We start from the raw sequence: 11,462 nt of genomic DNA, 5'->3' as shown, positions 1-11,462 counted from the left end.
GCTTAGGGTTGTGCTAACTTTTGTGCTTTTAGGGCGTGGTCGCAATTCACCCGAAACGAGTTGGTGATGGTGTTGATTCTGGCGGTGGAAGTGAACGCTTCGTGGCAGTGCCTTAGCGTGCGTAGACGGGCTTTAGGGTGCTTTAAGAAATGCTCCACTGAGCGCACAAAGTCAAAGTGAAACTCCATGGGGGCGAGCCTTTCGCTTGGTGTGCCTTCGCAATTGGAGCTACAATACCCGCTTTGGGCGTGTAAAACACTAAATAAGCCTAAAAAAAGCCAAATGTAAAGTTTTTGCATGTGTCGCCTTTCTTTTATTCTAACGCAAGTTTATGCACCAACAGCCAACGGGTGGTGGCGTACAACAACCCTACTTTAAAAAACTCTAGCCCCAAGAAAAGAGCACTCGTGCCCGTGTCTAAAAAAAAGTAATTCGCATAAAAGGCTAAGTAGCTGTCTTGCAAAAGCGCATTTTTGGGGCTTAAAAGGAACTTTTGCAAGATTTGCGAGGGCAAAGAGAGAAGAAAGCTAATCCCCACAAAGAACACTAGCCCGGTGAGTTTAGCAAAGCGTTTAAAACGCCCTATGTTTAACAAGGTCAGCACCAAGAGCAGTTTTAAATACAAGAGCAGCCAAAAGAGCAAGAACAGCCCCAGAGCGTTTAAAACATAGGGCAGTCCCTGTGGACTTAAATCGCCAAGAGAGGGGGCTTTGGTGTGGCATAAATACGCCAAGAACAACGCCACAAAAAAGCCCACCATGCTTAAGAACACCCAAGCGAGATTGATGGCAATTTTTGCCCCTAAAATCGCATCTATACTTAAGGGTAGGCTAAAGGTGAAATACCCTTCTGCCCCAAAGAGTTTTTGTTGGGTGGAGCGCACCGCAGCCGTGAAAATCAGCACCAAGAGAACCCCACTACCAAGGAACAAAAAGAAATTTGCCATTAAAAACACCAAGACATCGCCTTCCTTTTGGCTCAAAAACACCCAACAAAGGACTAAAAATGCCAAAGTCCCCACAATAGGGGCGTAGTTCTCCAAAAAATCGTGCTTAAAGATTTTAAACATGCATTAAATCCTTATACGCTTGTTCCACGCTCCCATGCCTATTTTTAAGCGTGGCGGTGGTTTCAAAGGCAACGAGCCCCCCATTTTGCAAAAACAACGCCTTATCCAAACAATCTTGTATGTCGTGCACCAAATGCGTGGCGATTAAAATCGTGCTCTCTTGCCCCCTTTCCTTTGTGATTAAATCCAAAATCTCTTGTCTGCCCAGGGGGTCGATCCCACCTAGGGGTTCGTCAAATAAAAAGAGCTGCGCCCTTCGGCTTAAAGTAAAGATGAGCTGTAGGCGTTCCTTTTGCCCTTTAGAGAAAGATTTAAAGGGCAAATCTAGGGGCAGTTTAAAACGCTCAATCAAGTCTAAAGCCTTGTCTTTATCAAAATCGCTAAAGAAGTCGGCGCATAAATTTAAGAGATTATGGGCGGTGTGGCTAGGCGGGTAAATGGGGCGATCGGGGCAGTAGGCGGTGATTTTCTTGCTCTCTAGCCCGATAGCCTGCCCTTGCAAACTCACCAAGCCACCATGCTCTCTTAAAAGCCCGGCTAAAATCTTTAACAGCGAGCTTTTGCCCGCCCCATTTGCGCCAAGTAGGCCCACAATCTGCCCGCCCTCAAGGCTAAAACTGATGCCGTGCAACACCACCTTCGAGCCATAGCTTTTGCTTAAATTCTCAACAACGAGCATTAGTAAGAAAACTTTGTGAAAAGCACAAAAGAGGAGTTGCCAATCGTGTTTTTCACCTTGTTGGAGTAAGAGTAGACATAGCCTAGCCCGGCATCTAAAATCATTTGCTTAGACTGCCACACCTTGTAATTCGTCATCAGTGAGTACTCCTGATAATCCCCAAAGGCGACCATCGCGTCCATACGCACCCGATTGGTCTTTAGCCCGCCAAAGATATAGCCCGTGATGGTGGCGTTGGCAAAATAAATGGCGGGCACGCCCATCGCATTAATGCCACGACCATAGAACTTTGTTTTATCATTAAACGACCAAAAGAAACCCTTTTTATTCGGCGCAGGCACGCCATAAATGCCTAGCCCGAAGTTGAGGATTTTATACATGAAGGTCTGATCCACCATCACCAAACCCGCTTCATCATTGCCCTTAATGGCATCCGTGTTGCCATGTTGGTAAATGCCGTGCACAATAGTGTAAGACTTAAAGCCTTTAGGCAGTTGTGCAAAGTATTGAAACTTAAAGCCCACTTGGATTAAGGGCGTGCGCACCATAGGCAAGTGCGAGTCTGCCATGAAGAAAGGCGAGATTTTAAAGCCCTTGTGCTCGTAGCTCGTGCCAAGAGCCACAACCTCCCCACCCACATATTTTTTCTTAGACACGGGATCGTAGGACGCTAGAGCGTTGATCCCGGTGGCAATGCGTGGACCTTGTAAGTCGTTGCCTTGATAGCCATTATAGAGCATGGAATCCATGAAAATGCCCCAATAGGTCCAATCGTAGCGGTGCATATACAAGCTCGCGCCTTGAATATTGCCCTGTATCCAATCAAAGTCTACAAAGTTAGTGTCAAAACGCCCTAAAGCGAATTTGAGCCTTTTGGTGTCGTATTTGACATAAGCGTCTGAAATATCGCCCATGCTAAGGTAGGGGAGCATATTACCCTCTACGCTGCCCAAGACATTGCCTATGCTGAGAATGGGTCGGAACTTCTTGTTTTTACTCCACACATTCCACGCCCCTATTGCGCCGATCCCAAAAGCCCAGCCATTGTTGAAAGCGAAATTTGTCCCCACGCGGGCATCAAAACCCACATACCCATGCCCCTTGTGCTCTAGCCCTTGACTATAGATCATCCCTAAGTAGCCAAAGGGATCAAGTCGAATTTCGGTCGCAAGCAGGGGGGACATTAAAAAAGACAAACCCAAAAGACAACGGCGCATACACCATCCCAACATAAAATGGCTCATTATACCTAAAAAAGTAGGGGTAAATGGGTTTTTTTGTATAATGCAGATTTTCAAAGGATGTTTATGCGCCGTTTTTTCTTTGTGCTTATTTGTTATACCTTGTCTTTACACGCCACTCCCACCCAACTGCTTAAAGGTTGGGTGCAAGAGTTTTTAAGCACCAAAACCCAAGAAAATATACACTTTTCTTTTAGCAAGCTTGAGTTTGCGCCCTACACGCTCTTAGGCGCACTAGGACAAACACATTCTAAAAAGGGGACTTGTGTGGGGGTCTTGTTTCAAGGGCAACTCTTCAAGGGCTTTTGTGTGCGCGGGTTCAATACCTTAAAGCTATCCAAAGAGCATGGAGAGTTGCGCCTAGAGTTGGTGGATAGCACCCCTGCCACGCCCACCACTGCCCCTAAGGAAACAGGTTACACGCTCACCTTTATTCTAAAGCAAGGCACTTTTTACTTAACTAGCCTAGCCCCCCTACATCAACCACAAATCTATGACACCACCGCCCCCACCTACGCCATGAGCGCAGTGAGCGACACGCTTTTAGCCAAATTAGGCACACCCGCACAGTCCGCCACACCACAAGCCCCACAGCCTAGCCAGAGTGTGGCTGTTATGCCCCACACCGCCCACATGGGCGATTACACCCTAAGCACCACCCACAGCCCCAAAGAGCAGTGCGTAGAGATACAAAAATTTCAGCGCACAAGGGGGCGCTTCTGTATTCAAGGGGCGGGGTTCGTGGACTTTAGCGCACACGCCCCCTATGTGGAGTTGCATTTTAAGCCCGCCAATGCCCCCGCCATCGCTTTAAACTTTGAGAGTTTCGGGGGGGATTTGGAACTTAAACGCTACACACAAGGCGAGCAAGTCTTTTACAACCAAAGCACAAACGACCCACACAACACCCATCCCCTGCCTTTAAACACACTTACGCCCAAAGCCTTAGAGAATCTAAGACTTAGATGATTTTCTCCCAAATCGTGCCCTTGGGCGTGTCCATCAAGGCAATGCCCCGCTGGCTTAAAGCTTGTCTTATCTCATCCGCCCTTGCAAAGTCCTTTGCCTTCTTGGCCTCTTGGCGCAAGGCGATTTGGGTGTTGATGTATTCTTTAAGCGCGCTATCCACGCCTAGCTGAAAATACACGCTGGGCTCTTTGCCCCCAAGCCCTAGCAAACTCTCCACAAAGAGCAAATCGGCGAGAATCTGGCTAGCCCCGTGTTTTTTATCCACCTTATTAGCCGTGTTGTCTAGTTTTTCATTGCTTAGGTGCAAATGCTCTTCAAGCACGCTTAACGCCTTAGAGATGTTTAAATCATCTTGCATGCTCTCTAATAAGGCGTGGGTGAAGGTGGCATTAGCCACACTAGGCGCAGGGGCGAGCTCTAGAGCGCGCTTTTTTAGGCGGTAGAGCTTGTCTAGGCGTTTTTTTTGGCTTGCCAAATCCTCGGGGCTGAAATTTAATATTGCGCTGTAATGTACGCCCAGCAAATAATTACGCAAGACTTCGCCATCGTAAGTTCTCAGCGCATCTTTAATGTAAAAACTATTACCCAAACTCTTGCTCATCTTTTCGCCCGAGATATTTACAAAGCCATTATGCACCCAAAACTGCGCCAACTCTTGAGCGAAAGCGCAACGCGTTTGGCTGGCTTCGTTTTCGTGGTGGGGGAAGAATAAATCGCTCCCCCCGCCGTGTATGTCTATTTGATAAGGCGTGTCGGTGTATGCCCCACTTGCCTCAATCATCGCCGAACACTCGATGTGCCAGCCGGGCCTGCCCTTGCCTAGTGCGCTAGGATAGCCCATATCCCCCTTCCCTTTATATGCCTTCCATAGGGCGAAATCTTGGGGGTGCTTTTTCTCGGGATTGTCCTCAATGCGGCTCACACTCTCCAACTCCAACGAATGCCCGCTTAAAGACCCATAAGCCTTGTCTAAACTCGTGTCTAGGTAAACATCGCCATTAGGGGTTTGGTAGGCAAAACCCTTATCCAACAAGCCCTGCACCATCTGCACGATGTTGTCTAAATGTGCGCTCGCCTTGGGCTCTAACTTTGCCCTCTGCACCCCTAAAGCTTGCATGTCTTGCAAATACGCTTGGATAAAAAACTCGGTGAGCGTTTGTATGTCCGTGTTCTTTTGTAGGGCCTTGGCGATGATTTTGTCATCAATGTCGGTGAAGTTTTTCACCAAATGCACCCGATACCCGCTTAAAGTCAGCATGCGGCTAAGAAGGTCAAAGGTGATCGCACTTCTTGCATGCCCTAAGTGCGAATAATCGTAAACAGTGGGCCCGCAAACATAGATCAAAACATCGGGGGCTTTTAGAGGCTTGAAAGGGCATTTTTGCTTGCGGTGGCTGTCAAACAAATAAATCATCGAAAACCTTTGGGGTTAAAATAAGTGGTGTAAAAAAATCCACGCTTTGAAGGTTTGCAAGACCTCTACAAATAGGGCTAAAACCACGGCTTCAAAAGCCAAGAGCAAACCCAAAAAGGCGACCTTAGAAAGCGAAATCATGCCTAAAAAACGCTTAAAACCAAAAGCCCTAAGATACAGCCCACAGAGCAAAAAGCCCGAGAGCGAGCTAGAGAGGGCTAATGCACTTGCGTGTAGGGTGGGCATCAAGGCTAAAGAACAAAGCGTGCCAAAGACTAGAGAAATGAGCGTGATTTTTGCCGCCCTGCCCTGCTCTTTGTGAGCGTATAACCACAGCGCAAAGATTTTTGCCACCCCAAAGGGGGCAAGCCCCACCAAATAGGCGCAAAAGACCTTAGAACACTGCTCAACATCCTGTGCCCCAAACTGCCCCCTTTCAAACAACAAGGTGATAATATCTTTAGCCAAGAACACCCCCCCCAGCGTACAGATCAAGAGCATGGCGGTTAAAAACTCAAACGCCTGTTTGAGGTGGGCTATGGCTTTGTCGTGTTCTTTATTTTTAATCGCCCGTGCAATGGTGGGAAACAACGCCGTAGAAGTGGCGATGGCAAAGAGAGCTAAGGGCAGTTGGAAAATGCGGTTTGCGTAATACAAATAGGAAATGCTGCCCGTGGCTAAAAACGAAGCCAATAAAGTGTCTATGAACGCCGAGATTTGGCTTGCCGAATTGCCCAGCACGCTAGGCAAGAACTGCCTAAAAAAGTGCCCCCTCTCTTGCTTTATAGTGGCTTTTTGGGCACTCTTGGCGTGTAACAAACTATGCGCCCCTATGGCAAAGAGTCTAAAAAAGCCAAGCTTGTAGAGCGGGTAAAAGTGCAAACACACCTGAGCGCACCCCCCCCAAAGCACCCCATAGCTCAACGCCCGCACCACTTCTAAGAGATTGTCGTTTTTATGCCACACAAGGGCGCAAATCATCGCTAAGTTTAATAAAATCGTGTGGTAGGCACTCACCCAAAAGTGGTTTTTATATTGCAAGAGCGTGCTAAAAAAGGTTGCCCAAAAGACCAAGAGCAAATAGTAGAAGTTGATCGCCACAATGTCCTTAGCCAGTGCAATGGCATGTGGGCTAAAGCCAAAGGCAAGTAACTTGGTGAAAAACAAGCGAAAATGCGACACCACGAACACAAGGGCGCATAAGAACAAGCTAAACGCCCCAAAAATGCCAAGCAAAAACGCCCCCTTGTAGCGGCTAGCAATGAAGGCGGGCAGGAAGCTTTGGCTAAATGCCCCTTCGGCAAAAATGCGCCGAAAGAGATTAGGGAACTTGAACGCCACAAAGAAAATGTCGCTATAAAGCCCACTGCCAAGCACGGAAGCACTCAGCAAATCCCGCACAAACCCCGCCACCCGTGAGCATAAAATCCCCGAGCTGTTGGTTAAAAAGAATTTTTTAAGCAAAAGAAACCTTTAGGTGCATTCGCTGTATTCTACACAAAGAGACTAAAGTTGTGGATTTTTTGATTCTTAGGTCATGACCCGCCGCCCATTAAAATTTAAAAAGAATTAGCTATAATTTATGGTAGAATCGGTTCGGATCGGGCTTTTAGCTGTATTTTAGGTCTTTGCTTGTTAACTTAGGTTATTTAGTTCAGTTCCAGAAGGGGCGTTTTGTGGGCGAGTTTTATTCGAAAATCGTGGAAAATTGCGCAGACATTCAAGTCGAGTTAGAGGAGGTCGCTCAAAATTACGGGCTTGATGTACAGGATTTGTGGTTTGATCTTGTTAAAGTTCACACTTTGACCCGCTCTGAGCCGCGTGGGGAATTTAAGGTTTTAGACGCTGAGGGGTTGAAGCAAATAGAGAACGATGCTTTCTATGAAGACCCCTCCCTAGAGGTGATCCAACGCTACGACATCTGCATTAAGAAACGGCTTTTTAGATATTTCATAGGCATAGAAGTGTCGCCCGAGGATCACCAGTTGTATCTAGTGAGTGAAACCCCCTTTATGATTGTCAATGATGAGTGGCTCTTTGGGGAGCTGTGCGACTATGTTGAAACATGCATGGCGCATCAAAAAATCATTTTACGCCAAATGCAAGTGCAGCACACTTTTTTTAAGAAAGAATTGCTGCGCTATGCGGCTGAAGGAAGCCCCCCGGAGCGCATTTGCCTTAAAAAGTCTCGCTATGCGCCCAATCAAGGTGGCTTTTTCACTTTCACTCTTAAAGAATCTTGGGAGCAAAAGAACAAGGAGGAAGCTCCCGTTAGTGCCATTTATGGGGCGGGCAAGGGCGATGTTGTCCTCGAATATACCAAGCCTGTACTAGGTATGGCGGGGCGGGATTTAAAGGGGCGCATACGCAAGGTGGAGAAACTAGAGAATGTGCCCTTTGAGTTAGAGTTTAGCCAAGAGGCTTTTGAGAAAAAAGAAGAGCCGACCAAAATAGTTTATCTTTCTAAACTCCCCCAATATGTCGCCTTTCTTAACAACACCCTAAAGAGTTTCACCAAGAACCAATACATGGAAATGAAGAGCACCAACATGCCCATGTTTTTAGGTGGAGTGGAGAATGGTTTGGTTTTAAATATCAGTTCTAAGAACGACATCGACAATGCCATCGAAACGAATTTACGCATCGAGGCTAAAGAAATTTATATCAAGGGCAATGTGGGTAAAAATGTCAAATTAGTGGCGCAAAAAGTCATCATTGAGGGGCAGTTACACGCAGAGAGTAGTGTAGAAGCCAATGAAATCCTGGTTACCAACAATAAGGGTTTATGCAAGGGCAAAAGAGTCCAATGTAAATATCTCGATAGAGGGGTCGTCTTTGCCGAAAGTTGCGAAGTGGAGGCGAGCAGTGGGAGTCAAATTTACGCCAAAGACATTAAATTAAAACAAGTCAAATCCAACAACACCTTTTATTTTTCATCACAATGCAATCTCGAGAGTATTGATGGGAGCGAGAATAAATTTTGTTTCTCTGCCTTTGCTACCCCTGAGAATAGGGAAATCTTAGAACAGACCAAGCAGGCGATGGGTATTTACAAGGAAAAAGCACAAAGGGTCATGACGCAATACCAAAAACTCAATATTTTTGTGCAAAAGAACCAACCCACCATTGACAAAATCCGCAACGCCGACATCGCTACCCGCAAGACGCTCATCGAACAAGAGGCAATCAAGCGGATTTACTATGACTTCATGGACTGCTTGAAGCGGGTAAAAATCTTGCACATGTACATCTCTCGTATCCAGGATTTAAACCGCCAGTTCCTAGAACGCTTGATCAACATCGAATCGAGCATGAAACAAGTGAGGGTTCACACCAACGGGCCCTGGACAGCTTTTAACACCATTGTGTATACCCGCACTTACACGAAAGGTTCAAAAAGCCTCACCACCGAAAGAGGTGAGACGGCGGACTATATGCTAGATGAGAAGAGTGGCGAAGTGCATAAAGTCAGCCGTTACCAACACATCACAAACTTCTAATGCTCGTGGGTTTAAAGGGCTTAGTAACGCACACTAGCCCCACTTTTATAGAGGTGGAGGTGCAGGGCGTGGTTTACGGTGTGCATGTGGGCGTGCAAACCAGCCAGAACCTAAAAGTGGGCGCACCCGTGCACCTACACACCACGCTCGTTGTCAAAGAGGACAGCCATAGCCTCTTTGGTTTTTTAGAGCGTGCCCAAAAAGAATTGTTTGATAGGCTTTTAAAGGTGAGTGGTGTGGGACCCAAGGCGGCTTTGGCGATTTTATCCGTCTATGATCCGGCGGACTTTAGCGTGTGTATCCAAAGCAAGGACTTAAAAGCCTTGCAAAAAGTGCCGGGTGTGGGGGCAAAAATGGCGGGTAAAATCATGCTCGATCTAGCGGGCTTTGTGGCAAGCGAAACAGAGGCAAGCAAGGCTAGCGAAGTGCAACAAGCCATTTTGGGCTTACAAAGTTTAGGCTTTAAGGCCACAGAGGCGGTAAAAATTTGTAACAGCTTGCCTAAAGATCTAGACGCGGCTAGTTTAATCAAACTCGCCCTACAAAAATTAAAATGAGGCTATCGCATGCAAACTTGGTCTTCGAGCTCTTGGCGCACTTGCCCCATTAGCCAACAACCCACCTACCCCGATTTAACTGCCCTGCAAGAGGCAGAAGCCACGCTTAAAAGCTACCCGCCCTTAGTCTTTGCTAAAGAAATGCGCAGCCTAAAGAGCACACTTAAAGAGGCAGCCTTTGGGCGGGCGTTCTTGTTGCAGGGGGGCGATTGTGCCGAGAGTTTTAGCAGTTTTAGCGCCGATGGTATCCGCGATTTATTTAAGGTGCTCTTGCAAATGAGCGTGGTTTTAGCCTTTGCGGGGGGTTGCCCTGTGATTAAAGTGGGGCGTGTGGCGGGGCAATTTGCTAAACCTAGAAGCGCAGAATATGAAGAAATTGATGGCAAACAAGTGCCCATTTATCGGGGGGACATGATCAATGGGCTAGAGCCAAATGAGCGCACCGCTAATCCGCAAAGATTGTTGCAAGCCTACCACCAAAGTGCAGCGACCTTAAATTTATTGCGCGCCTTTGCTAAGGGTGGGCTGGCGGATTTAACCGAAGTGCACCGCTGGAACTTAGACTTTGTGAAAAACAACCCCCTAGGGCAGCAATACACCGCCCTAGCCATGCAAATCACCCATGCCCTTAAATTCATGCAAGCTTGTGGCGTGGCACACATGCCCGCCTTGCAAGAAACTGATTTTTACACCAGCCACGAAGCCCTGCTTTTAAACTACGAAGAGCCCTTGGTGCGCCAAGACAGCCTTAGCGGGGAGTGGTTTGCCTGCTCAGCGCACATGCTTTGGATTGGCGAGCGCACAAGGGGGTTAGAGCAAGCGCATGTCGAGTTTTTAAGGGGGGTGCACAACCCCATAGGGGTGAAAATTGGACCCAAGACCACTTTAGAGCAAATGTTGGGTTTGTGTGAGATTTTAAACCCACAAAATGAGCCGGGGCGTTTGAGTTTTATTGTGCGCATGGGAGCTGGTGTCCTCAAAGAAAACTTCCCCCCCCTTTTAAAGGGGCTACTCAAGGCACAAAAAAACATCGTTTGGGTGTGCGACCCGATGCACGGCAACACCATTAAAACCGCTAACGGCATAAAAACCCGCTCATTCACGCACATTTTGCAAGAAGTGCTGGACTTTTTTAAAATCCATAAAAGTCTAGGTAGCTGTGTGGGGGGGATTCATTTAGAAATGACAGGGCAAAATGTAACCGAGTGCGTGGGCGGGGCGGTGCGTGAGGACAATTTAAGCCAGCACTACTACACGCAATGCGACCCTAGATTAAACGCCACGCAAGCTTTGGAGCTGGCGTTTTTACTCGCCGAGCAACTGAAAAGTCGGGTGGTGCGCTAGTTGCCACTTTTAAGCGCGCTTTTTTGGGTGTGTTTTAAGGCTTCTTTGCGCCGAATGGCTCTTTCATAGCGTTCTTTTTCTTTGTCGGTTTGGGGCACAAACGGGGGTATGGGCACGGTTTTGCCGTCTTTAACCGCCACCATTGTGAAATAACAGCTGTTGGTGTGCACCGCCGTTTGGTTTTTAAAGTCTTCACAAATGACCTTGATCCCCACTTCACAGCTCTTAGTCCCCACATAGTTCACGCTGGCATAGCATGTAACGAGTGTGCCAATGTGGATGGGGTGTTTAAACAGCACCCGATCCACACTCAAAGTTACGGTGCCGCACCCACAATAGCGCGAGGAGCACACATAGGCGACCTTGTCTAACAAGTTCAACAACTCTCCCCCGTGCATGACATTGTTGAAGTTCACCATTGTGGGGGTTACCAAAAAAGACATGCTAAGTTCTCTCACCCGCCCAATGCCTGTTGTGGTGTCGGCGGCTAATTCTTCTGTATTGCTCATAAGAACTCCTTTAAGTTAAAAATGCCTTAAAATAAAATAAAAAAGCCCATTTTACCACACCTCATCTTAAAACACCAAAAACGCCCGTGTAAAAAGCGTAAAAGAGCTCTAACGATGATGATTTATCGCTTTTCTTGCTCCTCTGTTTAGCGAGTTTTTATACAATGCATTCTTGTTTGT

General features: G+C 47.2%; 11 protein-coding genes. 4 read left to right on the top strand and 7 right to left on the bottom strand.

The genetic code is table 11. The annotated features are described in order from the left end of the window. Window positions 1-2: 2 nt before the first annotated feature. From K6J74_RS01820 to K6J74_RS01805, 4 genes are read right to left on the bottom strand one after another with little or no spacing between them, the layout of a single operon-like run. Entirely contained in the window at window positions 3-299 is a 297-nt protein-coding gene (locus K6J74_RS01820) for a hypothetical protein (protein ID WP_221272217.1), read from the bottom strand. Window positions 300-313: 14 nt separating this feature from the next. Beyond that, window positions 314-1,069, bottom strand: a complete 756-nt coding sequence (locus K6J74_RS01815) for a hypothetical protein (RefSeq protein ID WP_221272216.1) — start codon at window positions 1,067-1,069, stop codon at window positions 314-316. Further along, a complete protein-coding gene (locus K6J74_RS01810) occupies window positions 1,062-1,748 on the bottom strand; it encodes an ABC transporter ATP-binding protein (RefSeq protein ID WP_221272215.1) in 687 nt (228 codons plus the stop codon). The genes K6J74_RS01815 and K6J74_RS01810 overlap by 8 nt, the downstream gene beginning before the upstream one ends. Then, window positions 1,748-2,965, bottom strand: coding sequence for an outer membrane family protein (locus K6J74_RS01805; RefSeq protein WP_260321640.1), 1,218 nt, complete (start codon window positions 2,963-2,965; stop codon window positions 1,748-1,750). The genes K6J74_RS01810 and K6J74_RS01805 overlap by 1 nt, the downstream gene beginning before the upstream one ends. Window positions 2,966-3,055: 90 nt before the next feature. On the opposite strand from K6J74_RS01805, the gene K6J74_RS01800 reads away from it, so the two are divergent. Further along, complete coding sequence (locus tag K6J74_RS01800; RefSeq protein WP_221272214.1) at window positions 3,056-3,958, top strand: hypothetical protein; 903 nt, start codon at window positions 3,056-3,058, stop codon at window positions 3,956-3,958. Here K6J74_RS01800 and cysS read toward each other — a convergent pair. After that, window positions 3,951-5,369 carry a cysteine--tRNA ligase gene (gene cysS / locus K6J74_RS01795; RefSeq protein ID WP_221272551.1) on the bottom strand — a complete coding sequence of 473 codons (1,419 nt, stop codon included), beginning with the start codon at window positions 5,367-5,369 and terminating at the stop codon, window positions 3,951-3,953. The genes K6J74_RS01800 and cysS overlap by 8 nt on opposite strands. Before the next feature lie 18 nt (window positions 5,370-5,387). Further along, complete coding sequence (gene murJ, locus K6J74_RS01790) at window positions 5,388-6,836, bottom strand: murein biosynthesis integral membrane protein MurJ (RefSeq protein WP_221272213.1); 1,449 nt, start codon at window positions 6,834-6,836, stop codon at window positions 5,388-5,390. Between the two features lie 212 nt (window positions 6,837-7,048). Here murJ and K6J74_RS01785 point away from each other — a divergent pair, with 212 nt between their 5' ends. From K6J74_RS01785 to K6J74_RS01775, 3 genes are read left to right on the top strand one after another with little or no spacing between them, the layout of a single operon-like run. Next, window positions 7,049-8,872: a DUF342 domain-containing protein gene (locus tag K6J74_RS01785; RefSeq protein ID WP_221272212.1), complete on the top strand. Its 1,824-nt coding sequence runs from the start codon at window positions 7,049-7,051 to the stop codon at window positions 8,870-8,872. Beyond that, window positions 8,872-9,429 (top strand): Holliday junction branch migration protein RuvA, encoded by a 558-nt coding sequence (ruvA, locus tag K6J74_RS01780; RefSeq protein ID WP_221272211.1) that lies wholly within the window; start codon window positions 8,872-8,874, stop codon window positions 9,427-9,429. The genes K6J74_RS01785 and ruvA overlap by 1 nt, the downstream gene beginning before the upstream one ends. Window positions 9,430-9,438: 9 nt before the next feature. After that, complete coding sequence (locus tag K6J74_RS01775; protein ID WP_221272210.1) at window positions 9,439-10,773, top strand: class II 3-deoxy-7-phosphoheptulonate synthase; 1,335 nt, start codon at window positions 9,439-9,441, stop codon at window positions 10,771-10,773. Here the strand turns inward: K6J74_RS01775 and K6J74_RS01770 are convergent. Continuing rightward, window positions 10,770-11,282, bottom strand: a complete 513-nt coding sequence (locus K6J74_RS01770; protein WP_221272209.1) for an acyl-CoA thioesterase — start codon at window positions 11,280-11,282, stop codon at window positions 10,770-10,772. The two genes, K6J74_RS01775 and K6J74_RS01770, sit on opposite strands and share 4 nt — an antisense overlap. Window positions 11,283-11,462: the final 180 nt, after the last annotated feature.

Source organism: Helicobacter sp. NHP19-012 (genome assembly GCF_019703325.1).
In the GTDB taxonomy this organism is placed as follows: domain Bacteria; phylum Campylobacterota; class Campylobacteria; order Campylobacterales; family Helicobacteraceae; genus Helicobacter; species Helicobacter gastrofelis.
The sequence above is the reverse complement of the archived record's forward strand: the minus strand, read 5'-3'. Positions and strand labels throughout refer to the sequence as shown.